21 protein-coding genes and 1 pseudogene are annotated in these 25,206 nt (G+C 73.5%); 11 read left to right on the forward strand and 11 right to left on the reverse strand.

Annotated elements, in window-relative coordinates; all coding sequences use genetic code 11:
• Nucleotides 1-196: 196 nt before the first annotated feature.
• A complete protein-coding gene (locus ACZ7N4_RS12800) occupies nt 197-904 on the forward strand; it encodes a MerR family transcriptional regulator (protein WP_471357233.1) in 708 nt (235 codons plus the stop codon).
• Here the strand turns inward: ACZ7N4_RS12800 and ACZ7N4_RS12805 are convergent.
• Genes ACZ7N4_RS12805 through ACZ7N4_RS12815 form a run of 3 tightly spaced genes read right to left on the reverse strand, consistent with a single transcriptional unit; the run spans nt 890 to nt 5,583 of the window.
• Nucleotides 890-3,091 (reverse strand): 3-hydroxyacyl-CoA dehydrogenase NAD-binding domain-containing protein, encoded by a 2,202-nt coding sequence (locus ACZ7N4_RS12805; protein WP_471357236.1) that lies wholly within the window; start codon nt 3,089-3,091, stop codon nt 890-892. The genes ACZ7N4_RS12800 and ACZ7N4_RS12805 overlap by 15 nt on opposite strands.
• 47 nt (nt 3,092-3,138) lie before the next feature.
• Nucleotides 3,139-4,353 (reverse strand): acetyl-CoA C-acetyltransferase, encoded by a 1,215-nt coding sequence (locus ACZ7N4_RS12810; RefSeq protein ID WP_471357239.1) that lies wholly within the window; start codon nt 4,351-4,353, stop codon nt 3,139-3,141.
• 42 nt (nt 4,354-4,395) lie between these two features.
• Nucleotides 4,396-5,583, reverse strand: coding sequence for a CaiB/BaiF CoA transferase family protein (locus ACZ7N4_RS12815; RefSeq protein WP_471357241.1), 1,188 nt, complete (start codon nt 5,581-5,583; stop codon nt 4,396-4,398).
• A 333-nt stretch (nt 5,584-5,916) separates the two neighbouring features.
• Between ACZ7N4_RS12815 and ACZ7N4_RS12820 the strand changes: the two genes are divergently transcribed.
• Both ACZ7N4_RS12820 and ACZ7N4_RS12825 read left to right on the forward strand, forming a co-directional pair.
• On the forward strand, nt 5,917-7,095 hold the full coding sequence (locus ACZ7N4_RS12820; protein WP_471357244.1) for a saccharopine dehydrogenase family protein: 1,179 nt from the start codon (nt 5,917-5,919) through the stop codon (nt 7,093-7,095).
• Nucleotides 7,096-7,193: 98 nt separating this feature from the next.
• Nucleotides 7,194-7,382 carry a hypothetical protein gene (locus ACZ7N4_RS12825; RefSeq protein ID WP_471357246.1) on the forward strand — a complete coding sequence of 63 codons (189 nt, stop codon included), beginning with the start codon at nt 7,194-7,196 and terminating at the stop codon, nt 7,380-7,382.
• Here the strand turns inward: ACZ7N4_RS12825 and ACZ7N4_RS12830 are convergent.
• Nucleotides 7,346-8,089, reverse strand: coding sequence for an endonuclease V (locus ACZ7N4_RS12830; protein WP_471357249.1), 744 nt, complete (start codon nt 8,087-8,089; stop codon nt 7,346-7,348). The two genes, ACZ7N4_RS12825 and ACZ7N4_RS12830, sit on opposite strands and share 37 nt — an antisense overlap.
• Before the next feature lie 60 nt (nt 8,090-8,149).
• On the opposite strand from ACZ7N4_RS12830, the gene ACZ7N4_RS12835 reads away from it, so the two are divergent.
• Nucleotides 8,150-8,446 (forward strand): YciI family protein, encoded by a 297-nt coding sequence (locus ACZ7N4_RS12835; protein WP_471357252.1) that lies wholly within the window; start codon nt 8,150-8,152, stop codon nt 8,444-8,446.
• Nucleotides 8,447-8,486: 40 nt separating this feature from the next.
• On the opposite strand, the gene ACZ7N4_RS12840 is transcribed toward ACZ7N4_RS12835, so the two are convergent.
• Together ACZ7N4_RS12840 and ACZ7N4_RS12845 are read right to left on the reverse strand one after the other, a co-directional pair.
• Nucleotides 8,487-8,825, reverse strand: a complete 339-nt coding sequence (locus ACZ7N4_RS12840; protein ID WP_471357254.1) for a plasmid stabilization protein — start codon at nt 8,823-8,825, stop codon at nt 8,487-8,489.
• Nucleotides 8,826-8,880: 55 nt separating this feature from the next.
• Complete coding sequence (locus ACZ7N4_RS12845; RefSeq protein WP_471357256.1) at nt 8,881-10,017, reverse strand: WD40/YVTN/BNR-like repeat-containing protein; 1,137 nt, start codon at nt 10,015-10,017, stop codon at nt 8,881-8,883.
• Nucleotides 10,018-10,240: 223 nt separating this feature from the next.
• Between ACZ7N4_RS12845 and ssgD the strand changes: the two genes are divergently transcribed.
• From ssgD to ACZ7N4_RS12865, 4 genes are all read left to right on the forward strand, one after another.
• Nucleotides 10,241-10,657, forward strand: coding sequence for a spore wall synthesis regulator SsgD (ssgD, locus tag ACZ7N4_RS12850; RefSeq protein ID WP_471357258.1), 417 nt, complete (start codon nt 10,241-10,243; stop codon nt 10,655-10,657).
• 307 nt (nt 10,658-10,964) lie between these two features.
• Complete coding sequence (locus ACZ7N4_RS12855; RefSeq protein WP_471357260.1) at nt 10,965-12,590, forward strand: ABC-F family ATP-binding cassette domain-containing protein; 1,626 nt, start codon at nt 10,965-10,967, stop codon at nt 12,588-12,590.
• Nucleotides 12,591-13,062: 472 nt separating this feature from the next.
• Nucleotides 13,063-13,839: a dimethylargininase gene (ddaH, locus tag ACZ7N4_RS12860; protein WP_471357261.1), complete on the forward strand. Its 777-nt coding sequence runs from the start codon at nt 13,063-13,065 to the stop codon at nt 13,837-13,839.
• Nucleotides 13,840-14,066: 227 nt separating this feature from the next.
• Entirely contained in the window at nt 14,067-15,041 is a 975-nt protein-coding gene (locus ACZ7N4_RS12865) for an acyl-ACP desaturase (protein ID WP_471357263.1), read from the forward strand.
• 64 nt (nt 15,042-15,105) lie between these two features.
• Here the strand turns inward: ACZ7N4_RS12865 and ACZ7N4_RS12870 are convergent, their stop codons facing one another.
• Nucleotides 15,106-15,351 carry a WhiB family transcriptional regulator gene (locus ACZ7N4_RS12870; RefSeq protein WP_471357265.1) on the reverse strand — a complete coding sequence of 82 codons (246 nt, stop codon included), beginning with the start codon at nt 15,349-15,351 and terminating at the stop codon, nt 15,106-15,108.
• A 330-nt stretch (nt 15,352-15,681) separates the two neighbouring features.
• Between ACZ7N4_RS12870 and ACZ7N4_RS12875 the strand changes: the two genes are divergently transcribed.
• Nucleotides 15,682-16,473: a VOC family protein gene (locus ACZ7N4_RS12875; RefSeq protein ID WP_471357268.1), complete on the forward strand. Its 792-nt coding sequence runs from the start codon at nt 15,682-15,684 to the stop codon at nt 16,471-16,473.
• Nucleotides 16,474-16,734: 261 nt separating this feature from the next.
• Here ACZ7N4_RS12875 and ACZ7N4_RS12880 read toward each other — a convergent pair whose 3' ends face one another.
• On the reverse strand, nt 16,735-17,838 hold the full coding sequence (locus ACZ7N4_RS12880; RefSeq protein ID WP_471357270.1) for a LacI family DNA-binding transcriptional regulator: 1,104 nt from the start codon (nt 17,836-17,838) through the stop codon (nt 16,735-16,737).
• Between the two features lie 407 nt (nt 17,839-18,245).
• On the reverse strand, nt 18,246-19,265 hold the full coding sequence (gene ligD / locus ACZ7N4_RS12885) for a non-homologous end-joining DNA ligase (RefSeq protein ID WP_471357272.1): 1,020 nt from the start codon (nt 19,263-19,265) through the stop codon (nt 18,246-18,248).
• Nucleotides 19,266-19,359: 94 nt separating this feature from the next.
• Between ligD and ACZ7N4_RS12890 the strand changes: the two genes are divergently transcribed.
• The gene (locus tag ACZ7N4_RS12890; protein ID WP_471357274.1) at nt 19,360-20,436 is read left to right on the forward strand and encodes an ATP-dependent DNA ligase; all 1,077 of its coding nucleotides are present in this window, start codon (nt 19,360-19,362) and stop codon (nt 20,434-20,436) included.
• 138 nt (nt 20,437-20,574) lie between these two features.
• On the opposite strand, the gene ACZ7N4_RS12895 is transcribed toward ACZ7N4_RS12890, so the two are convergent.
• Nucleotides 20,575-21,765: a zinc-dependent alcohol dehydrogenase gene (locus ACZ7N4_RS12895; protein ID WP_471357277.1), complete on the reverse strand. Its 1,191-nt coding sequence runs from the start codon at nt 21,763-21,765 to the stop codon at nt 20,575-20,577.
• A gap of 389 nt (nt 21,766-22,154) precedes the next feature.
• On the opposite strand from ACZ7N4_RS12895, the pseudogene ACZ7N4_RS12900 reads away from it, so the two are divergent.
• Nucleotides 22,155-22,379, forward strand: a pseudogene (locus tag ACZ7N4_RS12900) (carboxymuconolactone decarboxylase family protein); the annotation flags it as partial.
• A 98-nt stretch (nt 22,380-22,477) separates the two neighbouring features.
• On the opposite strand, the gene ACZ7N4_RS12905 reads toward ACZ7N4_RS12900, so the two are convergent.
• Nucleotides 22,478-25,159, reverse strand: a complete 2,682-nt coding sequence (locus ACZ7N4_RS12905; RefSeq protein WP_471357280.1) for an ATP-binding protein — start codon at nt 25,157-25,159, stop codon at nt 22,478-22,480.
• Between the last annotated feature and the right edge of the window lie 47 nt (nt 25,160-25,206).

Consider the following 25,206-nt stretch of genomic DNA (forward strand, 5'->3'; position numbering starts at 1 on the left):
CGGACCTCATGGGCCCGGGGTTCGTGCAGGTCGTGGCCCGCACCACCCTCGTGTTGCGGCACAGACCAAGGCAGCAGCTTCCCAGAGGGATCAGCCGGTACGCGGTGGTCCACGTCACAGAGCGGTTCTTCTCACATGACCGCCACGGGCTTCGCGCGGGTTTCACACCATTGGTGAGACAGCGATACTGCTGCACATGAGCACCGGTACCGAGGAGACGCCCCTCACCATCGACGAGCTGGCCGCGCGGGCGGGCGTCACCGTCCGCACCGTCCGTTTCTACGGCAGCAAGGGGCTGCTCCCGCCGCCGGTGCTCGGTCCGCGCCGGGTGGGGCACTACGGCCCCGGGCACGTCGCGCGCCTGGCGCTCATCGAGGAGCTGCAGCAGCAGGGCATGACGCTGGCGGGGATCGAGCGGTACCTGCGGCAGCTGCCGGCGGACCTCACCCCGCACGACCTGGCCATCCACCGGGCGGTGGTCGCCTCCTGGGCGCCGGACGCGGTGGAGACGGTGTCGCGCCGGGAGCTGGAGCGGCGGGCGGGCCGGACGCTCGGCGAGGAGGACGTGGAGCGGCTCGCCGCGATGAACGTCGTCGTGCCCGCCGGCGAGGACGGCTTCCGGGTGGACGCCGGGCTGCTCCGGCTCGGCGTCCGGCTCCTGGACGTACCGCTGTCGCAGGAGGCGATCCTCGCGGCGCGCAAGGTGCTCGTGGAGCACTCGCGCGCCGCGGCTCACGAACTCTCCCAGCTGTTCCGCGGCGAGGTGGAGGAGCGGGACGCCCGGGACGTGCGGTCCCTGTCGGCGCACATGCACCCCTTGGTGGTGCAGGCGCTGCTGACCACCTTCCAGCGCTCGCTGCGGGAGGAGCTGAGCGAGTGGCTCACCGGTTCAGGAGCGGACTGAGTCGCTGAACGGCTCGCCCCTCTCCCCCTTCTCGGTCTTCTCGGCCTTCGCCACGAGCAGCGCGGGCGGGGTGAACCGCTCGCCGTACCGCTCGGCCAGCTCGCGCGCGCGGGCCACGAATCCGGGCAGGCCCCCTTCGTAGCCGTTGATGTACTGGAGTACACCGCCGGTCCAGCCGGGGAAGCCGATGCCGAGGATCGAGCCGATGTTGGCGTCGGCGACGGAGGTGAGGACGCCCTCCTCCAGGAGGCGCACGGTGTCGAGCGCCTCGGCGAAGAGCATGCGCTCCTGCATGTCCCGGAACGGGATCTCGTACCCGGGCTTCGTGAAGTGCTCGCGCAGTCCCGGCCAGAGCCCGGCCCGCTTGCCGTCCTCGGTGTAGTCGTAGAAGCCGGCGCCGCCGCTGCGGCCGGTGCGGCCGAACTCGTCCACCATGCGGTCGATGACCGCATCCGCCGGGTGCGCCGTCCAGGTGCCGCCGGACTCCTCCACGGCCCGCCTGGTCTCGCCCCGGATCTTGCGGGGCAGGGTGAGGGTCAGCTCGTCCATGAGGGAGAGCACCTTCGCCGGGTAGCCGGCCTGCGCGGCGGCCTGCTCGACGGAGGCGGGCTCGACGCCCTCGCCGACCATGGCGACGCCCTCGTTGATGAAGTGGCCGATCACCCGGGAGGTGAAGAAGCCGCGCGAGTCGTTGACGACGATCGGCGTCTTGTTGATCTGCCGGACCAGGTCGAAGGCGCGCGCGAGCGCCTCGTCACCGGTGCGCTCGCCCTTGATGATCTCGACCAGCGGCATCTTGTCGACCGGCGAGAAGAAGTGCAGCCCGATGAAGTCGCTCTGGCGCTGCACGCCCTCGGCGAGCGTGGTGATGGGCAGCGTGGAGGTGTTGGAGCACAGCAGCGCGTCGGGGGCGACGACCTGCTCGATCTCCTGGAAGACCTTGTGCTTGAGGGCGGTGTCCTCGAAGACCGCTTCGATGACCGCGTCGCAGCCCGCGAGGTCGGCCGCCTCGGCGGTGGGGGTGATCCGGGCCAGCAGCGCGTCCGCCTTCTCCTGGCTGGTGCGGCCCCTGCCGACGGCCTTGGCGCACAGCTTCTCCGAGTAGCCCTTGCCCTTGACGGCCGCCTCCAGGGAGACGTCCTTCAGGACGACGTCGATGCCCGCGCGGGCACACGCGTAGGCGATGCCGGCGCCCATCATCCCGGCGCCGAGGACGGCGACCCTGCGGACCGGGCGGGGCTCGACGCCCTTCGGGCGGTTGGCGCCGGAGTTGACCGCCTGGAGGTCGAAGAAGAACGCCTGGATCATGTTCTTCGAGGTCTGTCCGGCGGCCAGCTCCACGAAGTAGCGGGCCTCGATGACCTGGGCGGTCTCGAAGTCGACCTGCGAGCCCTCGACGGCGGCGGCGAGGATGTTGCGCGGCGCCGGGTAGGGGGCGCCGTTCGTCTGCTTGCGCAGGCTGGCCGGGAAGGCGGGCAGGTTCGCGGCGAACTTCGGGTTGGCCGGGGTGCCGCCGGGGATCCGGTAGCCCGGCTTGTCCCAGGGCTGCTGGGACTCGGGGTGGGCGTCGACGAACGCGCGGGCCTTGGCGAGGAGTTCCTCGGGGGTGGCGGCGACCTCGTGGACGAGGCCGTTCTCCTGGGCGCGCCGCGCGTTGTACTGCTGGCCCTGGAGCAGCACCTTCAGCAGGGCGTCCGCGATGCCGAGCAGCCGGACGGTGCGGACGACACCGCCGCCGCCGGGGAGCAGGCCGAGGGTGACCTCGGGGCAGCCGATCTTGGTGCCGGGGGTGTCCAGGGCGACCCGGTGGTGGCAGGCGAGGGCCAGTTCGAAACCGCCGCCGAGGGCCGCGCCGTTGATGGCCGCGACGACCGGCTTGCCGAGGGTCTCGATGCGGCGCAGGTTCCGCTTGATGGCGAGTCCGCCGTCGAGCAGTTCCTGTGCGGTCTCGGGCGTGACCCGGATCAGGTCGCGCAGGTCACCGCCGGCGAAGAAGGTCTTCTTCGCCGAGGTGAGGATGACACCGCGGATCGAGTCCCGCTCGGCCTCCAGCCGGTCGGTGATCGCGGCCAGGGAGTCGCGGAACGCCTGGTTCATGGTGTTCGCGGACTGGTTCGGGTCGTCCAGGACGAGGGTGACGACACCGGTGTCGTCCTGCTCCCAGCGGATGGTGGTGCTCTCGGTCATGACAGTCGTCTCCGTTGAGGTCGGCGGTCGCTTGGTCCGCGGGGAGTTCAGATGCGCTCGACGATGGTGGCGATGCCCATGCCGCCGCCGACGCAGAGCGTGGCGAGGCCGTAGCGCTTGTCCTGGCGCTCCAGCTCGTCGATGAGCGAGCCGAGGATCATGGCGCCGGTGGCGCCGAGCGGGTGGCCGAGGGCGATGGCGCCGCCGTTGACGTTGACCTTGTCCAGGCTGAGGCCCATGTCCTTCACGAAGCGCAGCACGACCGCCGCGAACGCCTCGTTGATCTCGACCAGGTCGATGTCGTCGATGGTGAGGCCGGCCTTCGCCAGGGCCTTGCGGGTGGCGGGGGCGGGGCCGGTCAGCATGATGGTCGGCTCGGAGCCGGAGACGGCCGCGGACACGATCCGCGCGCGCGGGGTGAGCCCGTGGCGCTCGCCGACCTCCCTGGAGCCGATCGCGACGAGCGAGGCGCCGTCCACGATCCCGGAGGAGTTGCCCGCGTGGTGGACGTGGTCGATCTTCTCCACCCAGTGGTACTTCTGCAGCGCGACCGCGTCGAAGCCGCCCAGGTCGCCGATGTCCGCGAAGGACGGCTTCAGTTTGGCGAGGGAGTCGGCGGTGGTGCCGGGGCGCAGGTGCTCGTCGTGGTCGAGGACGACCAGGCCGTTGCAGTCCCTGACGGGGACCACCGAGCGGTCGAAGCGGCCCTCCTTCCAGGCGTTGGCGGCGCGCTCCTGGGACAGGGCCGCGTACTCGTCCACGTCCCGGCGGGAGAATCCCTCGATGGTGGCGATCAGGTCGGCGCCGATGCCCTGCGGCACGAAGTTGACGGCGAGGTTGGTCATCGGGTCGTTGAACCAGGCGCCGCCGTCCGAGGCCATGGGGACGCGGGACATGGACTCGACACCGCCCGCGAGGACCAGGTCCTCCCAGCCCGATCGCACCTTGGCGGCGGCCAGGTTGACGGCCTCCAGGCCGGAGGCACAGAAGCGGTTCTCCTGCACGCCCGCGACCGTGTCCGGCAGTCCGGCGGCGATGGCGGCGATCCGGGCGATGTCGGAGCCCTGGTCGCCGACGGGGCCGACGACACCGAGCACGATGTCGTCGATCGCGGCCGGGTCCAGGCCGGGGAAGCGGTCGCGGATCTCGTGGATGAGGCCGACGACCAGGTCGATGGGCTTCGTGCCGTGCAGGGCGCCGTTCGCCTTGCCGCGGCCGCGCGGGGTGCGGATCGCGTCGTACACGTACGCTTCGGTGCTCACTGGGGTGCCTTTCGGGAGGGTGGGCCGAGGGGGTGGGCGGGGTCAGCCGCCGTCGGTGACCACGGCGTCGGGGTCGTCGGGGCCGTCGGGGTCGTCGGTCGGGTGTGCCGGTGTCCCCCAGTCCCGGGCGACCGCCGCCGTGTCCGCGCCGGGCAGGGCGGGGCCGGTGCGGATGGCGGTGGGGGTGACGGAGAAGCGGGGGGCGGGCGCGGGCTGGGTGATGCCGCCGTGGTCGGTGAAGGTGCCGCGGGCGGCCAGGTGGGGGTGGGCGGGGGCCTCTCGCAGGCTCAGCACGGGTGCCACGCAGGCGTCGGAGCCCTCGAAGACGGCCGTCCACTCGTCCCGGGTGCGGGTCGTGAAGGCGGCGGCGATCCGGTCGCGCAGCTCGCCCCAGCGGGTCCAGTCCTTGCGGGCGGAGGCGAGGTCGTCCAGGCCGAGCAGGTGCAGGAACTCGGTGTAGAACTTGCCTTCCAGGGCGCCCACCGCCATGTACCGGCCGTCGGCGGTCTCGTAGGTGCCGTAGTAGGGGCAGCCGCCGTCCAGGAGGTTGGCGGCGCGGCGGTCCTGCCAGCCGCCGGCGGCGAGCATGCCGTGGATCATCGTGGACAGGTGGGCGGTGCCGTCGACGATGGCCGCGTCGACCACCTGGCCGGTGCCGGTCGCGCGCGCGTGGTGCAGTGCGGCGAGGACGCCGACGACCAGGTAGAGGGAGCCGCCCGCGTAGTCCCCGAGGAGGTTGGCGGGGACCGCCGGGGGCTCGTCGGGGCGGCCGATCATGCCGAGCGTGCCGGTGAGCGCGATGTAGGCGACGTCGTGGCCGGCGCGGTGGGCGAGCGGGCCGTCCTGGCCCCAGCCGGTCATCCGGCCGTACACCAGGCGGGGGTTGCGGGCGTGGCAGTCGGCGGGGCCGATACCGAGGCGCTCGGCGACGCCGGGGCGGTAGCCCTCGACGAGGATGTCGGCGCGCTCGGCGAGGTCCAGGACGCGGGCGGGGCCGTCCGGTGCCTTCAGGTCGACCACGACCGAGCGCTTGTTGCGGTTGGTGACGTCCTGGGCCGGGGGGACGGCGAGGTCCGTGCCGCCGGGGCGGTCCACCCGGACCACGTCGGCCCCCAGATCGGCCAGGAGCATGGCGGCGAACGGCCCCGGCCCGATGCCGGCCAGCTCGACCACGCGCACGCCCGAGAGCGGGCCGTTGCCCGGCGTCGGCGGCGTCCCTGCCGTTGTCATCGTCCAGCCCCCAGGCCTGTGTGACAGCACTGATGTAACACCGGTGATGCTAAGAACGCGTTCCACCGGACACAAGACCTGAACGAGCAAGCGCTTAGCCAAGTGCCCCGAGCGCCGAGCATCACCCGACCGAGTGATCCTCGCCCCACGGGGCACCGCGGACCGTGCGCCCCGCGTGCGCTTTCTCCCGCTTCCTCACGGCATTCCTGCCTACGGCCACCGCTGCCTCCGGGCTGGTCGTCGGGCTCCGCTTCCCTCACGCTAGCCTCGGCCACCCACAGCGGCGCGGCTGCGCGACGGGCCGCACACGCACCGCACGGACCAAGGGGTGTCATGAGCAGGATGAGCAGGACGGACCGTCCTTACGACCTCGTGCTCTTCGGAGCCACCGGCTTCGTCGGCACGCTCACGGCCCGCTATCTCGCCGCGCACGCGCCGCGGGACCTGCGCTGGGCGGTGGCCGGACGCGACCCGGGGCGGCTGGAACGGCTGCGCGCGAGCCTGCCCGGCGGCGCGGACGTCGGTGTGCTGCGCGCCGACGTGACCGAACCGGCCACCCTGCGCGCCCTCGCCGAGCACGCGCGCGTGGTCGCCACGACCGTGGGGCCGTACGTGCGGTACGGCGAGGAACTCGTCGCCGCCTGCGCCGACACCGGGACCGACTACCTGGACCTCACCGGCGAGCCGGAGTTCGTGGACCTGATGTACGTCCGGCACGACGCACGCGCGCGTGAGACGGGCGCCCGCCTGGTGCACGCCTGCGGATTCGACTCCGTACCGCACGACCTGGGCGTGTACTTCACGGTCCGGCAGCTCCCCGAGGGCGTGCCGCTGACCGTGGACGGCTATGTGACCGTCGACGCGGCGTTCTCCGGCGGCACCCTCGCCTCGGCGCTGACCCAGATGGCCCGCGGACGGCGGATGCTGGCCGCCGCGCGCGAGCGGGCCCGGTACGAGCCGCGACTGCCGGGCCGCCGGGTGCGGGCCGTGGCGGGCGGGCCGCGGTTCGCCGGGGAGGTCGGCGCGTGGGCGCTGCCGATGCCCACCCTGGACCCGCAGATCGTGCGCCGTTCGGCGCGGGCGCTGGAGCGGTACGGCCCGGACTTCCGCTACCGGCACCACGCCGCCGTGCGCCGCCTGCCGGTCGCCCTCGGCGGGATCGCCGCGGTCGGCGCGGCGGCGGCCGCGGCCCAGGTGCCGCCCGCGCGACGCTGGCTGTCGGACCGGCTCAAGCCGGGCGACGGGCCGAGCGCGGAGAAGCGGGCGAGAAGCTGGTTCACCGTGCGGTTCGTCGGCGAGGGCGGCGGACGGCGGGTGTGCACCGAGGTCGCGGGCGGCGACCCGGGATACGACGAGACGGCGAAGATGTTCGCCGAGGCGGCCCTGTGCCTGGCCTTCGACGACCTTCCGCCGACGGCCGGGCAGGTCACCACGGCGCAGGCGATGGGCGACGCCCTGACCGACCGGCTGCGCGCCGCGGGGATCACCTTCCGGGTGGCGGCGCGCCGCTGACCGGCGCCCGCCCGCTCCACGGCCCGGCCCGGCCCGGCCGGGAGTGTGCCTGAGACGATGGCGGCTCGTGCCGGACGAGGCGAGGAGGCGGAGCGGACGTGAAGTTCGTGCTCGAAGTGACCGTGGACGACGGGGCGGTGACGCAGGACCGGGTGGCCGAGCTGGAGCGCATCCTGCGGTACTGGGGTGGCAACCTGCGCCATTACGCACTCGAACCCGGTGACGGTTCGGCCGTGTACGACTCGGCGTATCAGGAGGTCGGCGCCTGGCGCGTCGTGGAGTCCTGAGCCCCGTGGCCGGCCAGGCCCTGTGCCGCCTCGCGGAGTGCGCGCCGGCACAGGGCGTCCGCCCGTCGCGTGGTCTCCGGCAGCCGGAACCTCGGGGTCAGTGCGAGCGTGTGCGCCAGCGCGTTGCCGAGGCTCACCCGGTGGCCGACCGAGACGAACACCGGCTTGACACCGTCCCGGGTGCGCAGGGCGCGCCCCACCTCCTCGGTCCCGGCGAGCAGCGGCGCGGAACCGCCCCGGGCCGGCTCGGGGTCGTCGTAGGTGAACGTGAAGGGGTTCTTGGCGACGCCGACGGTGGGCAGGTCCATCAGCACGCCCAGGTGGCTCGCCAGGCCGAAACGGCGCGGGTGGGCCAGGCCGTAGCCGTCGCAGACGACCAGGCCGGGCGGGCACGGCAGCCGGTCCAGGGCGGCACGGACGGTCGGGATCTCCCGGAAGGCGAGCAGCCCGGGCACGTACGGGAAGGACACGCGGCCGACGGCCGTCGCCTCGGCGACGACGTCCAGGGTGGCGGCGTCCAGCGCGACGGCCGCCGCGGCGACCAGGTCGAGACCGTCGTCGTAGGCGACGTCGACCCCCGTGACCAGACCCGTCCCCGGCGGGGGCCCGGGCTCGTCGAGCACCACCCGCCCGCGCAGCTCGTCCTGGACGGCGCGGGCCTCCTCCTCGGTCGCGGGCCAGCCCGCGGGTACACCGATGATCGTCATGCCGGGTGACTGTACGGGCCGGGCGCGGAGGGCCGGTCCGCCGGGGGTAGGGTCGTGATCATGTTCGTACTGGAGCTCACCTACACCGCGCCGCTCGACGCCGTGGACGCCGTACTCCCGGACCATGTCGTCTGGCTGGAGGAGCAGTACGAGAAGGGCTTCTTCCTGGCCTCGGGACGCAAGAACCCCCGCGACGGCGGGGTGATCCTCGCCGTCGCGGGGGACCGCGTCCGCATCGAGGAACTCGTCGCGACCGACCCGTTCGTCGTCGCCGGCGTGTGCGCCTACCGCGTCACCGAGTTCATCGCGACCAAGACGTCCCCCGAGCTGGCGCGCCACCGGCAGACCCTCGACTGAGCCGAGGGACCGGCCCTGCGGGGCGTCCGGCCTCCGGCCGTCAGCCCTTCTTCGCGTCCAAGGCGCGCTGCAGCTCGTCCTTGTTCATGTGCGAACGGCCTTCGATGCCGCGCTGCTTCGCCTCGTTGTACAACTGGTCACGCGTCGGGCCGTGCGATCCGGCCCGGTTGCCGGACCGCTGGCCGCCGCGCTTGCTCGACGACATGTCCTGCTTCGAACTGCGGCTGGCGGTCTTGGACTCGCCGGAGCGGGCGCGTTCCTTGTTCACCGTCCGCGCGGCGATCTCCTTGGCGCGCCCGGTGCTCTCGCCCCGGTCCTGCGCGCTCTCCTTGATGTGCTCGTACTGGCGCTCGCGCTTGGGGCTGGAACCGGCTGGCATGATCGCTCCCTTCCTTTGCGTCAGGGAACGAGTACCCGCCTCGCGGACGGTTACGTCACCGTTCCAGCCGCGCGACGCGCCCCTGTTCGCCGGCCGCCCAGCAGCTCAGGTCTCGGGTGCAGGTCACCGTGTCGTACGAACCGGTGTCGAACGTCCGCCAGGTACGGCCGCCGTCCGTGGTGAGGTCCGTGCCGGTCGGGCCGACGGCCAGCGCGGCGGTGCGGCTGTGCGGGAGCCAGGCGGCGCCGGAGCGGTACGCGGGCGGCGCGCCGGCGGCGGGGCGCCAGGTGCGGCCGCCGTCGGCGGTGACCGCCGCGGCGTCGGGCGAGGGCTGGTCGGGGCGGTAGTCGCCGCCGACCGCGATGCCGTGGGTGCGGTCGCGGAAGGCCAGCGCGAAGACGCCCTTCGCCGGATCGCCCGCGGGGACCGGGGTGTCGGCGGCCGTCCAGGTGAGCCCGCGGTCGGCGGAGTGCAGCACGCGCGCGTGGGCGCCGCCTCCGGTGGCCAGCCAGACGTCCTTCGGTCCGGAGGCCACCAGGCACTGGCCGCTCGCGGCGAAGCCCGCCTCGCCGTCCAGCGCCGGCGGCATGCCGTCCGCGGGCAGCACACGCCAGGACCGTCCGCCGTCGGCGGTGGACAGCAGGCGGAACCTCCCGTCCACGGGGTCGCTCAGGGCGAGGCCGTGGCGGCGGTCGAAGAAGGTGAGGCAGTCGTAGAACGCCTTCGGGTCGGTGTTGCGGAAGGACTCCGTCCAGGTGGTGCCGCCGTCGTCGGTGCGGTACACGCGGGACGCCTCGCCCTCGCCGATGGCCAGCACCACCGCGCGGCGCGCGTCGAACGCCGTCACGTCCCGGAACTGCGCGTCGGCCGCGCCCGGCGGTGAGACGTTCCGCCAGCTCGCGCCGCCGTCCGTCGTACGCAGCACCGTGCCGCCGGTGCCGGCCAGCCAGGCGGTGTGCCGGTCGACGGCCGCGAGGCCGCGGAAGCGGATCTGCGGGGTGCCGGTGTCCTTGGCCGCCCAGTGCACACCACCCCGGACGGCGTCCGCCGGGCCGGTGCCGCCGCCCTGTCCGAACGGGCGGGCCTCGGCCGCCGGAACCGTCAGGGCGGCCAGCGCCGCCCCGCACGCCACTCCCGCCGCCAGCAGCCGGCCGGCCCGCCCCCTGCGTCGCGTGCTCCCCAAGCGCCTCATGGCGGGCGAAGCTAGCCGCACTCCCCCGGCGCCGTCCAGAGGGCCTCCCCTGCCTCGCGGAACGCGCGGACGCGCGGGAACAGCCGTGCGTTCCGGCGTGCATGAAGGCGGTGACCGAGGTCACTAGTTCCGGGTGTGCACGCATCGGCCGATTCCGTCGTCTCTTCCAGTGCCGGATGTCGCACACCGGCGCGTAGTCCAGCCGTCACGAGGGAGCAAGGCGTTGTCCACCGTCATCGAGCAGCCCGTAGAGGCCCGTCTCGTCGCCGCCGCACCGCGTATGCCGAGCATTCCCGCCACGCTGCGCTACGACCGGCGCGACCCGTTCGCCGTCCGCATGACGTTCCCGGCGCCGGCCACCCTGGAGGGCGTCGACGTGTGCTGGACCTTCTCCCGCGAACTGCTCACCGCCGGGTTGCGGGGCCCCGAGGGCCAGGGCGACGTCCGTGTGCGGCCGTACGGGTACGACCGCACGGTGCTGGAGTTCCACGCCCCGGAGGGCACCGCGGTCGTGCACGTGCGCTCGGGCGAGATACGGCGGTTCCTGGAGGCGGCCGACGCCCTGGTCCCCGTCGGCCTGGAACACCTCCAGCTCGACCTGGACCACGATCTGGCCGAGCTGATGCGGGACGCCTGCTGAGCACCGCCCGCTGAACGCCACGCGCGCGTGGAGGGCCCCGCGTCAAATGCGTTGACAGCCCCTCCAGCCTCTCTTACTGTCTACGACGGTTCTGTTGCCGTCGATTGGAGAAGGACGTTGCTCGTCTGAGGTCCTGAGACACCGCGTATGCACCGGTGAGGTGTGCGCGGCGTGCGACCTCGGCGTCCGAGCCGTCCTCCGGCACAGGCCCCTTTTCGTGGCCTTCCTGCCCAGACCCTTCGGTTTCCGCCTCGCGGTGTCTCGACACGCGTCCACCCGAACGCTCACACACCCTCACGAGGCGCCCATGTCTGCTTCCCTCACCTGCACCTCCCTGTCCTTCAGCTGGCCCGACGGCAGCACCGTCTTCGACGGGCTGGACACCGCCTTCGGCCCGGGCCGGACCGGCCTCGTCGGTGTCAACGGATCGGGCAAGTCCACCCTGCTCAAGCTGCTGGCCGGGGAACTCGTCCCGGCCGACGGCACCCTCAAGGCGGCCGGTGAGATCGGCTACCTCCCGCAGAACGTCACGCTCGACACCACGCTCCGCGTCGACCAGGCCCTCGGCATCGCCGAGCGGCGGGCCGCCCTGCACGCCATCGAGGCGGGCGACGCCGCGGCGGAGCACTTCGAGACCGTCGGCGACGACTGGGACGTCGAGGAGCGGGCCCAGGCCACCCTCGGCGAACTCGGCCTCGGCCACATCGGCCTCGACCGGACCGTCGGGGAGGTGTCCGGCGGCGAGTCGGTGCTGCTGCGGCTCGCCGCGCTGCTGCTGCGCCGCCCCGACATCCTGCTGCTGGACGAGCCCACCAACAACCTCGACCTGTACGCGCGCCGGCGGCTGTACCAGGCCGTCGCCTCCTGGCCGGGCGTCCTGGTCGTGGTCAGCCACGACCGGGAACTGCTCGACCTGGTCGACCAGATCGCGGAGCTGCGCTCCGGGGAGGTCGCCTGGTACGGCGGCAACTTCTCGGCCTACGAGCAGGCGCTGGCCGTCGAGCAGGAGGCGGCCGAGCGCATGGTGCGCGTCGCCGAGGCCGATGTGCGCAAGCAGAAGCGCGAACTGGCCGACGCCCAGGTCAAACTGGCCCGCCGCAAGCGGTACGGCCAGAAGATGTACGAGCAGAAGCGCGAGCCGAAGATCGTCATGGGGGCACGCAGGCGGGCCGCCCAGGAGTCCGCGGGCAAGCACCGCATCATGCACGAGGAGCGGCTCACCGAGGCCAGGGAACGGCTGGACGAGGCGGTGGAGGCGGTCCGGGACGACGACGAGATCCGCGTCGAGCTGCCGTACACGGCCGTGCCGCCCGGGCGGCAGGTGCTCACCCTGGAGAACCTGGAAACGGCCTACCACGCGCGCGTGCAGGGCATCCTCGACCTGCGCGGCCCGGAGCGGATCGCACTGGTCGGCCGCAACGGCGCCGGCAAGACGACGCTGCTGCGGACGATCGCCGGGGAGCTGGCACCGGTGTCGGGCACGGCGACGGCGCACGTCCCGCTGCGGTTCCTGCCCCAGCGGCTGGACGTGCTGGACGACGCCCTGTCGGTCGCCGAGAACGTGGCCCGGTTCGCGCCGGGCGCCACCAACAACCGGGTCCGGGCCCGGCTCGCCCGCTTCCTGTTCCGGGGCGCGCGGGCCGACCAGAAGGCGGCCACCCTGTCGGGCGGCGAGCGTTTCCGGGCGACCCTGGCCGCGTTGATGCTGGCCGAGCCGGCGCCCCAACTGCTGCTGCTCGACGAGCCGACCAACAACCTCGACATGGCCAGCGTCCGGCAGCTCACCTCGGCCCTGGAGTCGTACGAGGGCGCGCTGGTCGTGGCCGGCCACGACCTGCCGTTCCTGGAGTCGATCGGGATCACACGGTGGCTGCTGATGGAGGGAGGGGAGCTGACGGAGACGGAACCGGAGGCGCTCGCCGATCCGGCCTGACCCGACCGGCCCGGCCCGCGCGCCCCTGCCCGTCCGACCGGCCCTGCCCCGGCCTGCGGCCCCGCTCCAGCGCCGGCTGCCGCCCGGGCGCGGTGCCGCCGTCCGGACGGGCGGACGGGCGGACGGGAGGCGCGTCCGGACGGGCAGGAGCCGGCAGGACGCGTCCGGACGGGCAGGGGCAGGCACGGGCAGGGGCAGGCAGGACGCCTCCGGCAGACGGGGGGCGCCTCGACGGTCCGACAGACCGGGGGTGCCTGGACAGTCCGACGGGACGGGGGTGCGTGGACGCGGTCCGACGGCACAGGGAGCATGGGGGCATCAGGACGGTTCGACGGGACAGGGGTATCAGGACGGGCACCGCCCGGCGACGAGGGTTTTGCCCTGGCCGGAGCGCCCTGCATGATGACGGACCGGCGCCGTGTCACCGGCGCCGGACACCGCACCATCGCTCAACCGATTCGAAAGGTCCCTCGTGCCCAGCAAGAAGGCCCTCGTCCGCCGCCCCGGCCCCCGCCTCGCCGACGGCCTGGTGACGCACATCGAACGGGAGAAGGTCGACATCGGGCTCGCCGGCGAACAGTGGGAGGCCTATGTCGAGGCCCTCCGCGCGCACGGCTGGGAGACGATCGAGGTCGAACCGGCCGACGACTGCCCGGACGCGGTGTTCGTGGAGGACACCGTGGTCATGTACAAGAACGTGGCGTTGATCACCCGGCCCGGCGCCGAGTCCCGGCGCGCGGAGACCGCCGGAGTCGAGGAGGCGGTGGCCCGCCTCGGCTGCTCGGTGAACTGGATCTGGGAGCCGGGCACGCTGGACGGCGGTGACGTCCTGAAGGTCGGCGACACCGTGTACGTCGGCCGCGGCGGGCGGACCAACGCGGCCGGCGTGCAGCAGCTGCGGGCGGCCTTCGAGCCGCTCGGTGCCCGCGTGGTGGCCGTGCCCGTGAGCCGGGTGCTGCACCTGAAGTCGGCCGTGACCGCGCTGCCCGACGGCACGGTGATCGGGCACATACCGAAGATCGACCGGCCGTCGCTGTTCCCGGGCTTCCTGTCGGTGCCGGAGGAGTCCGGCGCCCATGTGGTGCTGCTCGGCGGCAGCACCCTGCTGATGGCGGCGAGCGCACCCAGGACCGCGGAGCTGCTGACCGATCTCGGACACACCGTGGTGACGGTCGACATCAGCGAGTTCGAGAAGCTGGAGGGCTGTGTGACCTGTCTCTCGGTGCGCCTGCGGGAGTTGTACGCCTGACCGGGTGAACCCCGCCCGCGGACGGCCCCCGGACCTGCGGGTCCCGGCGCTGTCGGACATGCCCGCGGGGGTGCGTCGGGCGGGCTGATCAGCGGTTCCTTTACGACAGCCTTAACCTACGGCTTCGTAACCTACGGGTTCGTAGCCTACGATCACGTAGGTTTCCGGCACCGCTCGCCGGGCCACCCGTTTACTCTCCCCTTGTTCGGCGTCCCCCTGGAGTTCCCGTGACGATCACTTCTTCCCACCTCGGCAGCCCGTCCGTCTGGACCGACGCCCGGCTGCTCTACGCACTGGAGGAAGTGGTCGAGAACGAGCTGAACCGGCATCTGAAGGTCGCCAAGGACTGGATGCCGCACGAGTACGTGCCGTGGAGCGACGGCCGCAACTTCCCGGGCCTGTTCGAGGACGGCGAGCCCTGGGAGAAGGACCAGTCCAAGGTGACGGAGATCGGCCGGATCGCCCTCGTGGTCAACCTGCTGACCGAGGACAACCTGCCGAGCTACCACCACGAGATCGCCTCGCTGTTCGGCCGGGACGGCGCCTGGGGTACCTGGGTGCACCGCTGGACGGCCGAGGAGGGCCGGCACGGCATCGTGATGCGCGACTACCTGCTGGCCTCGCGCGCGGTGGACCCGGACAAGCTGGAGCGCTTCCGCATGGCGCACATGAGCGAGGGCTTCGAGTCCGACAACCGGCACTCGATGCTGCACTCGGTCGCCTACGTCGCCTTCCAGGAGCTGGCCACTCGGATCTCCCACCGCAACACCGGGCACCAGTCCGGGGACCCGGTCTGCGACCGCATGCTGGCCCGGATCGCGACCGACGAGAACCTGCACATGGTCTTCTACCGCAACCTGCTGAAGGCCGCCTTCGAACTGGCCCCCGACCTGACCATGCAGGCGGTCCGGGACGTCGTCGTGAACTTCCGCATGCCCGGCCACGGCATCCCCGGCTTCGAGCGGGCCGCCGCGCAGATGGCGATCGGTGAGGTGTACAACCTGCGGATCCACCACGACGACGTGCTGCAGCCGGTGCTGCGCTTCCTGAAGGTCCTGGAGATCGACGGCCTCGGCCCCGAGGGGCGCCAGGCGCAGGAGGAACTCGGCCTGTACCTCGGCGGGCTGGACGCGGAGGCCTCGAAGTTCGACGAGAAGCTGGCCGCGCGCAAGGCCCGGATGGCGGCGCGCGCCGGAGCCTGACGGCCCGCGCGCGAGCGGTGCCGGCGGACGGCGTCAGGGGGGCGGTGCGGCCGAGGGCGAGGCGTCAGGGAGCGGTGCGGCGGAGGGCGAGGCGCTCCTTCTCCGACAGGCCGCCCCAGACGCCGAACCGCTCGTCGTGGGCCAGCGCGTACTCCAGACAGGCCGGGCGCAGCTCGCACGTGGCGCAGATGCGCTTCGCCTCACGCACCGAGCTGCCGGGCTCGGGGAAGAAGAAGTCCGGCCCGGTCTGCGCGCACAGGGCCTGCGCCTGCCAGGTGTCGTCGGCCGGGGTGATCGTGTCGATGTGCATGGCCAGGAGCCTGCCGCACGCCGAAAAACGTTCGATCAACGCCGGCTCAACGCCGTTCGGCCGGCACCGTGCCCGCCGGCGCTCCCGTGGCCGTCGACGCGCCCCGGCCGACGGCGTGCCCCCGCTCTCCGGTCGCCCCGATGATGCTCCTCCCGGTGCGGCGCGCGCACGGCGGCGCGCGGGGCCGGCGGGAAACCGGGAGGACGCGCGTCGTCACGCCGGGTGGTCGCGGGGCGGTCCGGCGCGCCCTGGTGTTCCGGCGGCGATTGTCAGTGGGCGGTGCGAGACTCGGCAGTGCACAGGACGGGACCCCTTGCGAGGAGGGCCGAGATGCTCACCACCCGTTTCGTCAACGGCGCGCCCAACTGGATCGACGTCGCCAGCCCCGACATCGACGGCGCCGCGTCCTTCTACGGCACCCTGTTCGGCTGGCGGTTCGAGTCGGCGGGACCGGACGCCGGCGGTTACGGCTTCTTCCAGCTGGACGGCAGGACCGTGGCGGGCGGTGCGCGGACCGGCCCCGGGCAGGGAGCGCCGGCCTGGACGGTGTACTTCCAGAGCGAGGACGCCCAGGCCACCGCCAAGGCGGCCGAAGGGGCGCACGGCAGAGTGCTGTTCCCGCCGACGGACGTGATGGGGCAGGGCCGCATGGCGGTCCTCGCCGACCAGGCGGGCGTGCGGTTCGGGATCTGGCAGCCGGGGCGGACCAGGGGCGTGGACGCGGCGGGCGAGCCGGGTTCACTGTGCTGGGTCGAGCTGTACACGCCGGACATCGCTGCGGCCGCCGCGTTCTACCGCCGGGTGCTCGGCCTGGAGACCTCCGGGGTGCCGTTCCCGGGCGGGACGTACACCTGCGTCAATCCCGACGGTGCCGGGGAGGAGGCGATGTTCGGCGGGATGGTGCCGCTGGCCGACGCGCCCGACGAGGTGGAGCCCGGTCCGTACTGGCTGCCGTACTTCGAGGTGGTGGACGCCGACGCCACGGTGGCACAGGCGGAGCGGCTCGGCGGGACGGTGCGGATGCCCGCGACGACCCTGGAGGGCGTGGGCCGCATGGCCAAACTCGCCGATCCGTACGGGGTCCGCTTCGCGGTGATCAGAAGCGAGCCGGCACAGGGCTGAGCGGCGCCGGGGAGCGCGGGGGCGCGCCGGCGCGGGGGCCGGGCCGGGCCGCGGCGAGGCTCAGGGCTGAGCGGGCGCGGAACGCGGGGGCTCGGCTGACGGGAAGCGCGAGGCCCGAGTCGCAGCGGAACATCGGAGCAGGGCCGCCCGCGGGTCGTGGCGGTCGGCCGGACGGGACGCGGAGGCCGAGCCGGCGTGGAACGCGGGCGGTCGAACCGCTGAGGAGCGCGGGGCCGAGCCGCGCGGAGTGCACGGCGGCGGTCATGCGGAGGCGCGGCGTATCAGGGTCGTCGGCAGGATCATCGCCGTGCCCGCCGTGACCGTCGTGCCCGGGGTTCCGGGAACCACGGGCGCTCCGGGGATCGCGGGTGGTCGGTGGCGGTCGTCGGACAGGCCCTGGAGGAGCAGGCGGGCCATCAGCCGGCCCATCTCCTCGATCTCCTGGCGGACCGTGGTCAGCGGGGGCTCGGTCTGTTCGGTGACCGGCACCATGTCGTCGAAGCCGACCACGGCGACGTCCTCCGGCACGCGTCGGCCGCTCTCGCGCAGCACGCGCAGGGCACCGAGGGCGGTGAGGTCGTTGGCGGCGAAAATGCCGTCGACGTCCGGGCAGCGGTCGAGGAGTTCCCGCATGGCGCGTTCGCCGCCGGCCGGGGTGAAGTCGCTCTCCACGACCAGCCGGGGATCGCTCCCGCCCGGCACGTCGGCCATGACGTCCCGGTAGCCGTCGAGCCGGTCGGCCGCAGACGTCTGGTCCAGCGGACCGGTGATGTGCGCGACACGCCGGCGACCGAGGTCCAGCAGGTGCCGTACGGCCGCGCGGGCCCCGCCCCGGTTGTCGCAGTCGACGTACGCCACGCCCGGACCCGCCGCCGGGCTGTCCTCGCCCCAGCCGGGGCGTCCGCCGAACACGGTGGGCACGCCGGCGTCGTGGATGAGGCCGGGCAGCGGGTCGTCCAGATGGAGGGAGAAGACGAGGGCGCCGTCGACATGGCCGCCGGCGAGATACCGGGCGACGCGCGCGTGGTCGGCGCGGCCCTCGGTGAGCAGCAGCACGAGCTGGTTGTCGTGCGCGGTCAGCTCCTTGCTGATGCCGCGCAGCTGGAGAGCGAAGAAGGGGTCGGCGAAGACCTTGGTCTCGGGCTCGGCGATGACGACCGCGACGGCGTCGTGCCGCCGGGTGACGAGGCTGCGCGCCGCCTGGTTGGGGACGTAGCCCAGTTCCTCCACGGCCCGCCGGACCCGCTCGGCCAGTGGTTCGCGGACTCCGTCACCACCGTTGACCACCCGGGACACGGTGGCCCGGGACACGCCGGCCCGTGCGGCCACGGCCTCCAGCGTGGGGCGCGAGACTGCCTCGGTCACTTTGGGGACTCCTCCTCGGCGGCTGGCGATCAGGATAGCCGCGCGGCGCCCGTCCGGCCGGTGCCGGAGCGGACCGGAACCGTACGGCTCGGCCCGGCAGGCCGCCCGCCGTCCCGACGCCCCGGTGCTCCGCCTGCCGGGACGCGTAGCGGGCGGCGGCCGGGTCCTGTCAGGGCGGTCCGGCCGGGGCGTAGACGGTGTGCTGCCCGGGCGAGGGCCTGCCGGGGCCCGACCGGGGTGTGGCCGGGGCGTGGGCCGCGCAGGACGTCGGTGAGGGTGATGTCGGCGGCGGTCCGGACCGGCCCGGGTGCCGCCAACGCGCCCGTTCGGGGGACGAGTTCGCCCGGAGATCGCTTCGGGTCAGGACAGGGGGCACCCCGTCATGATCGCGCACACGCGCCGGGGTCTCATGACGAGGACTCGCGCCGGGCCCGGCTCGGCTGGACGCGTTTCGGTTCGCCGGGCATCTTCGGGTACTCCGGCGGGTAGGGCAGATCGCCGAGGCCGTGGTCGTGTTCGTCCCGGCGGGCCAGGTCCAGCAGCGCTTCCAGGGAGTAGGCGTGCTCGTCCATGTCGGCGTGCACGTCGCCGAGTTCGGCGAACCGGGCCGGCATCGTGAGGAGGTCGAAGTCGCGGGGCTCGGCCACGCCGACCTCCTCCCAGCGCAGGGGTGCCGAGACGGGGGCGTACGGACGGGGGCGTACGGAGTAGGCGGACGCGATGGTGCGGTCCCGGGCCGTCTGGTTGTAGTCGAGGAAGATGCGGCGCCCGCGTTCCTCCTTCCACCACTTGATGGTCACCTGCTCGGGCATCCGGCGTTCCATCTCCCGGCCGACCGCGATCGCCGCGCGGCGCACCTGGGTGAACGTCCAGCGCGGTTCGATGGGCACGAAGACGTGCAGGCCCCGCCCGCCGGAGGTCTTCGGCCAGCCACGCAGCCCGCCGAACTCCTCCAGCACTGCGCGCAGTTCGTGGGCGGCGCGGGCCGCGTCGGCGTAGTCGGTGCCGGGCTGCGGGTCGAGGTCGATGCGGAGTTCGTCGGGGTGGTCGACGTCGGTGGCCCGCACCGGCCAGGGGTGGAAGGTGAGGGTGCCGTACTGGGCGGCCCACACGACGGCGGCCTCCTCGGTGGGGCACATCTCGTCGGCGCTGCGCCCGCTGGGGAAGGTGATGTGGGCGGTCGGGATCCAGTCGGGCATGCCCTTCGGTGCCCGCTTCTGATAGAACCACTCACCGCCGACGCCGTCCGGGTAGCGCTCCAGGGTGGTGGGGCGGTGGCGCAGGGCGCGCAGGATACCGGGGCCGACGGCGGTGTAGTAACGGGCGAGGTCCAGCTTGGTGAAGCCGCGCTCCGGGAAGAACACCTTGTCGGGGCTGGACAGCCGTACGGTCCGGCCGCCCACCTCCAGTTCCACCGCATCGCCCATGCGGCCACGGTAGGCGCACCCCGCACGGCGCGCATACCGGGCGAAGCCGGTCGTATGTGAGCGGAATCCGATGTATGCGCGCAGAATCGGATGCATGGATCTTCCCGTCATGCCGCCCGTGAAGCCGATGCTCGCCAAGTCGGTGGCGAGGATCCCGCCGGGGATGCACTACGAGGCGAAGTGGGACGGCTTCCGGTCGATCGTGTTCCGGGACGGCGCCGAGGTCGAGCTGGGCAGCCGGACTGGAAAGCCGCTGACCAGGTATTTTCCGGAGCTGGTCGAGGCGCTGAGGGAGCGGGTTCCCGAGCGGTGCGTGCTGGACGGGGAGATCGTCATCGCTCGGAACGGCCGGCTGGACTTCGACGCGCTGACCGAGCGGATCCACCCGGCGGCCTCCCGGGTGCGGATGCTGGCGGAGACGACCCCGGCCTCGTTCGTCGCCTTCGACCTGCTGGCCCTGGACGACCACCCCCTGCTCGACGTCCCGCTCACCGACCGCCGCGCCCTGCTGGACCGGGCCCTCGCCGCGGCCGGTCCGCCGGTGCACCTGGCGCCCTCCACGACCGACATCGAGGTGGCCCGGAACTGGTTCGAGCAGTTCGAGGGCGCCGGCCTCGACGGGGTCGTCGCCAAGCCGCTCACTCTGCCCTACCTCCAGGACGAGCGGGCCATGTTCAAGATCAAGCACGAGCGGACGGCGGACGTCGTCGTCGCCGGGTACCGCTTCCACAAGAGCGGCCCGGTGGTGGGCTCGCTGCTGCTGGGACTGTACGACGAGCACGGCCGGCTCCAGCACGTGGGCGTGTCGGCCGCGTTCGCCATGAAGAAGCGCGCCGAGCTGGTCGAGGAGCTGGAGCCGCTGCGCATGGACGACGTGTCCGGGCACCCGTGGGCCGCCTGGACGGACGAGGCCGCGCACGAGACGGCCCGGCTGCCGGGCGCGCCGAGCCGCTGGTCCGGCAAGAAGGACCTGTCCTGGGTGCCGCTGCGGCCGGAGCGGGTCGCCGAAGTGGCCTACGACCACATGGAGAACGGGCAGCGCTTCCGGCACACGGCCCGCTTCCGCCGCTGGCGCCCGGACCGTACGGCGGACAGCTGCACCTACGGCCAGCTGGAGGAGCCTGTGCGCTACGACCTGGCGGAGATCCTCGGCGAGAAGCACCGGGGCTGACGGCCGGACTCAGGCAGCACGAGGCTCGGCAGTACGCGGCTCGGCAGTACGCGGCGCGCGGCCGCACGGGCTCGCACTCACGGCCGCACGCTCACGACTGCAACGAGGCTGACGCTCACGACTGCACGAGGCCGACGCTCACGGCTGCATGAGGATCTTGACGGCGCCGTCCTGCTTGCGCTGGAACATGTCGTACGCGTGCGGCGCCTCCGACAGCGGCAGCCGGTGCGTGGCGAAGTCCTCGACGCCGAGCGGGTCCTCCTCCGTCAGGTACGGCATGATCCGGTCGGTCCAGGTGCGGACGTTGGCCTGCCCCATGCGGAGCTGGATCTGCTTGTCGAAGAGGGTGAGCATCGGCATCGGGTCGGCCATGCCGCCGTAGACGCCGCTGAGCGAGAGGGTGCCGCCGCGGCGGACCAGGTCGATGGCCATGTACAGGGCGCCGAGCCGGTCGATGCTGAAGCGTTCGGCGAGGGGACCGCTGATCTTGCGCGGCATGAGCGCGGTGGCCGTCTGGGCGAGTTTGGCGGCGTGGCTCCCGTGCGCCTCGGTGCCGACGGCGTCGATCACGGCGTCCGGGCCCCGGCCGCCGGTGACGTCCTGGATCGCGTGGACCAGCGCCTTCTCGTCGTCGAAGGCCCGCAGGTCGTACGTCTCCACCCCGCGCCGCTGCGCCCGGGCGAGCCGCTCGGGCACCAGGTCGACGCCGAAGACGCGTTCCGCGCCGCGGGCCATGGCGATCCGGCAGGCCATGTCGCCGATCGGGCCGAGGCCGAGGACCGCGAGGGTCCCGCCGGGCGGGACGGCGGCGTACTCGACGGCCTGCCAGGCGGTGGGCAGCACGTCGGAGAGGTAGACGAACCGGTCGTCCGGCGGCCCCTCCGGCACCTTGATGGGCCCGAACTGCGCCTGCGGGACGCGCAGGTACTCGGCCTGCCCGCCGGGGACGGCACCGTACAGGCGGGTGTAGCCGAACAGGGGGGCGCCCATGCCCTCGCTGGTGACCTGCGTGGTCTCGCACTGGGTGGGCAGCCCGGTGTCGCACATGAAGCAGTGCCCGCAGGCGATCTGGAAGGGCACCACCACACGGTCGCCGGGGCGCAGGTCCGGTACCTCGGAGCCGACCTCCTCCACGATGCCCATGGGTTCGTGGCCGAGGATGTCGCCCGGGGTCATGAACGGGGTGAGCACCTCGTACAGGTGCAGGTCGGAGCCGCACAACCCGGTGGATGTGACGCGGATGACGGCGTCCGTGGGTTCCTCGATCCGGGGGTCGGGCACGTCCTCGACCCGGACGTCCCGCTTGCCCTGCCAGGTGACTGCCTTCATGGGTCGCACTCCCTTGGTCACGCGTACGGCTGCGGACTGTGTGCCGTGTGCGGTGGCGGCCGGGTACCCGCGCGCACCACCGTCGAACCCATGGCCGGAGCACCCCGGAGCGCCCCGGAGCGCGCACGATCGGACCACGGGGACGGGGGCGACGGTGGGCGGCAGGAGCCACAGGGCGCGTACGGCGCGCCGCACCGGCGGCGCCTCCGGCCGTCGCGCTGACGGCCGTCCTCACGGCGGGCCGCACCGGGCACGGTGGGGAGGGCGACGACGGGGTCCCGCACCTTCCTCGGCGGAGAGCGGGGCAAGGAACCACTGGTTCATCCGGGCGGTGCGCACAATTGGCTTGCGGTGGGTGCGCGGTCCGTCGTCGGTGAGGCGGAGCGGCAACCCGCCGCGAACGCAGCATGGTCGCACCGACCGCGCTGGTCGCCCACGGGCTCCACGAGGAGCTGGCGCTGCACGTCCGTGCGGCCCTGCGCAACATGCTGACACCGGAGGAGGTGGGCGCGGTGCTGCCGCGGACCGCCGTGTACTGCGGGGTCCCGGCCGGCGACGCGGCGTTCGCGACGGCCCGGCGGGTGCTCGCCGAACAGCGGCCGGATCGGGTGTGATCCCGCTCGTCGTATCCTCGGCGGCGGCACGCGCGGGACACCCGGGCGTGCCTGGGCCGGCGGCCTGCCCGCTGGTGTGATCACCGGCTGACACCCGCTCAGTGCAGGCCGCGCCCCGTCTCCAGCACCTCCCGCGCCTGGGCCACCAGGGCCTCCGCGCCGCAGGCCTTGGCGAGGTCCATGCCCCGGCCCAGTTCGGTGACCGAGCGGGCGGCGATGCCGTACTCGACGCGGGCCGCCGCGTGCTCGTACTGGCAGGGCGAGGCCTCCAGGTAGGTGACGGCGCGGGCGGCTAGCTGCACCGCCCGCTGGCCCGTCGCCAGGGCGGCTGCGCAGCGCAGGGCCTCGCCGATGGCGGTGTCCGTGCCGAACCGCTCGGCCTGCCGGCGGGCGTCGGCCGCGAGCTGGGCCGACCGCTCCGGGTCCTGGCCGGCGAGCGCCTTGGCGAGGTCGATGGACCAGGGTGCGAGGACCGGGTTGTGGCCGCCGCGGGAGGCGGCGGTCTTCTCGGCGGCCTCCAGTTCGTTGATGCCCTCCTCGGTGCGGCCGACGGCGAGCAGCAGCCGCCCGCGCACGGAGCGGATGTCGGGCAGCACGATGGTCGACGGGTACGGCGGTGCGAAACCGTACTGTTCGGCGACCGTCCAGGCCTCCTCGACCCGGCCCCGGGCCAGCAGGGTGTCGACCAGTCCGCAGCTGGCCGACCAGTACAGCGGCAGGCGGCGACCGACGCGTTCGGCGAGGACGAGGGCCTCGCGCAGGGTGGACTCGGCGTCGCGCAGCCGGCCCTGGCGGCGGTAGGCGAGCCCCAGGAAGGCGTTGGCCAGGGAGAGGTGGCCGCCGCGCCAGCCGGCCGCGGTGTAGACGCGCCGGGCCTCGGCGAACAGGCTCTCGGCGCGGTCGAGCCGGTCGGCGTAGGCGTACGCGCTGCCGAGCATCATCAGCAGTTCCATGCCCCACTCGGGGTCGGTCCAGCCGAGGCCGGGCGCGAGGCGGCCGTTGACGAGGGCGCGGTCGCACAGTTCGAGGACTTCGTCGGCGCTCTCGCCGTGGGTCATCGCGTCGAAGCCGCGCAGGATCAGCAGGGCGCGTTCGGCGTTGTCGCGGCCGGTGCAGGTGTCCGCCAGTTCGGCGAGGCGGCGGGAGCGGGCCGGGGCGACGGTCTCGCCGTGGATGCCCTCCCACATGAACTGGAAGGCCTGGAGCCGCATCCGGACGGAACCCGCCTCGTGCCGGGCGGCCTCGGCCTCGACCGTGCGGACGGCCTCCTCCAGCTGGTCGTTGTGGAGCAGGGCCTGGGAGAGGCGGACGACGGCGTCGACCCGGTCGTCCCCGTCGAGGCCGGGCACGGCGAGGGCGCTCTGCAGGTGCTCGGTGGTGACCGCGGGGTTGGTCAGGAGGGTGGCGCAGCCCAGTTCGTACAGGACGCGCGCGTGCACCTCCGGGCGGGGCGGCTCCTTCAGGGCGCGTTCCAGGCAGCGGCGGGCCGCGTCGGGCGCGCCGACGGCGAGGTGCTCGCGGGCGGCGTCGCGCAGCTGCTCGACCAGTTCCTCGTCGTCGTCCGGGTGCACCTTCAGCAGGTGCCGGGCGGCCTCGGCGGCGCCGCGGCCCAGCTCGGTGATGATCTGCGCGGCGACGCCGTGCATGGCGGTGCACACGCCGGGAGGGATGGAGTTGTAGACGGCCGTGGCGATGAGCGGGTGGACGAACTCCAGCTCGCCGGCCTCCCGTTCGCTGCCGGGGGCCGGTGCGGGTTCGGTGAGGATGCGGGCGGTGCACAGCAGGTCGGCACAGCCGCGGGCGAGTTCGCCGTCCATGGTGGCGAGGCGGGCGACCATGTCGACGGTGATGCCGGTGCCGAGGATGGCGGCGGCCCAGGCGAACCGGGTGGCCTCCAGGCCGAGTCCCTTGAGCCGGTCGACCAGTCCGCCGCCGCGGGCCGCGCGGTTGAGCGCGCGCAGTTCGCCGGCCCGCGCCTCGACCGGCTGGAGTTCGCTGTCCTGCACCTTGGCGAGGAGTTCGACGGTGTCGTAGGGGTTGCCGCCGGTGACGGCCCAGACCTCGCGGCAGAACGGGTCGTCGGCGTGCCGGCCGAGGGTGGCGCGGGTGAGGCCGGCCGTGGCGTCGGGGGTGAGGGCGCTGAGGGTGTGGGCGGGGTGGCCGGCGCCGGCGACCGTGTCGAGCAGGCGGGCGCTCTCGCCGCCGGTCTCGCCGGGACGGCGGGCGACCACGACGAGGACGGAGAGGTCGTCCAGCCGTTCGGCGAACGCGGCGAGCCAGCGCAGGGTCTCCTGGTCGGCCCAGTGCGCGTCGTCCAGGAGCAGCACCAGCGGCCACTGGCGGCGGGAGAGCCGGCGCACCGCGGCGACGAGTCCGTCGCAGACGTACTGCGGGTCCGCCTTGTCCCCTTGCGGATCCGCTATGCCGAGGGCGGGGCCGGCGATGTCGTACCAGTCGCCGAGGTACTCGCGGGCCTCCTCCGGGAGTAAGGACAGCAGCGCGGGCTGGAGCAGTTGTCGTACGACGTGGAACGGGACCGACTTCAGGGTCTCGGCGCCGCGGGCGGACCAGACGGTGCAGCCGCGGCGTTCGGCGATGCGGCGGGTCTCGGCGAGCAGCGCGGTCTTGCCGAGTCCGGCCTCGCCGCACAGGACCAGCAGGCTGCCCGCGGACGACTGGTCCGCGCAGAGCGCGTCGAGTGCCCGCGCGACGGTGGCGATCTCGGCGTCCCGCTCCCACAGGGGAGCCGAGCCGGCCGCCGGCGGCCGTCCCTCCGTCATCCCGTTACCTCCCCAGGTCGCCCGAACGACGTACAGGTCCCGAGCGT

Source organism: Streptomyces sp. NPDC107654 (genome assembly GCF_055639035.1).

Coding starts and splice junctions, on each gene's coding strand:
- ACZ7N4_RS12870 (WP_471357265.1), bottom strand. CDS start 15,351: ATGCACATCGACACGATCACCCCGGCCGACGACACCTGGCAGGCGCAG.
- ACZ7N4_RS12805 (WP_471357236.1), bottom strand. CDS start 3,091: ATGACCGAGAGCACCACCATCCGCTGGGAGCAGGACGACACCGGTGTC.
- ACZ7N4_RS12840 (WP_471357254.1), bottom strand. CDS start 8,825: ATGCCAGCCGGTTCCAGCCCCAAGCGCGAGCGCCAGTACGAGCACATC.
- ACZ7N4_RS12830 (WP_471357249.1), bottom strand. CDS start 8,089: ATGACGATCATCGGTGTACCCGCGGGCTGGCCCGCGACCGAGGAGGAG.
- ACZ7N4_RS12875 (WP_471357268.1), top strand. CDS start 15,682: ATGCTCACCACCCGTTTCGTCAACGGCGCGCCCAACTGGATCGACGTC.
- ACZ7N4_RS12895 (WP_471357277.1), bottom strand. CDS start 21,765: ATGAAGGCAGTCACCTGGCAGGGCAAGCGGGACGTCCGGGTCGAGGAC.
- ACZ7N4_RS12815 (WP_471357241.1), bottom strand. CDS start 5,583: ATGACAACGGCAGGGACGCCGCCGACGCCGGGCAACGGCCCGCTCTCG.
- ACZ7N4_RS12835 (WP_471357252.1), top strand. CDS start 8,150: ATGTTCGTACTGGAGCTCACCTACACCGCGCCGCTCGACGCCGTGGAC.
- ACZ7N4_RS12845 (WP_471357256.1), bottom strand. CDS start 10,017: ATGAGGCGCTTGGGGAGCACGCGACGCAGGGGGCGGGCCGGCCGGCTG.
- ACZ7N4_RS12800 (WP_471357233.1), top strand. CDS start 197: ATGAGCACCGGTACCGAGGAGACGCCCCTCACCATCGACGAGCTGGCC.
- ACZ7N4_RS12905 (WP_471357280.1), bottom strand. CDS start 25,159: ATGACGGAGGGACGGCCGCCGGCGGCCGGCTCGGCTCCCCTGTGGGAG.
- ACZ7N4_RS12855 (WP_471357260.1), top strand. CDS start 10,965: ATGTCTGCTTCCCTCACCTGCACCTCCCTGTCCTTCAGCTGGCCCGAC.
- ligD (WP_471357272.1), bottom strand. CDS start 19,265: ATGGGCGATGCGGTGGAACTGGAGGTGGGCGGCCGGACCGTACGGCTG.
- ACZ7N4_RS12890 (WP_471357274.1), top strand. CDS start 19,360: ATGGATCTTCCCGTCATGCCGCCCGTGAAGCCGATGCTCGCCAAGTCG.
- ACZ7N4_RS12820 (WP_471357244.1), top strand. CDS start 5,917: ATGAGCAGGATGAGCAGGACGGACCGTCCTTACGACCTCGTGCTCTTC.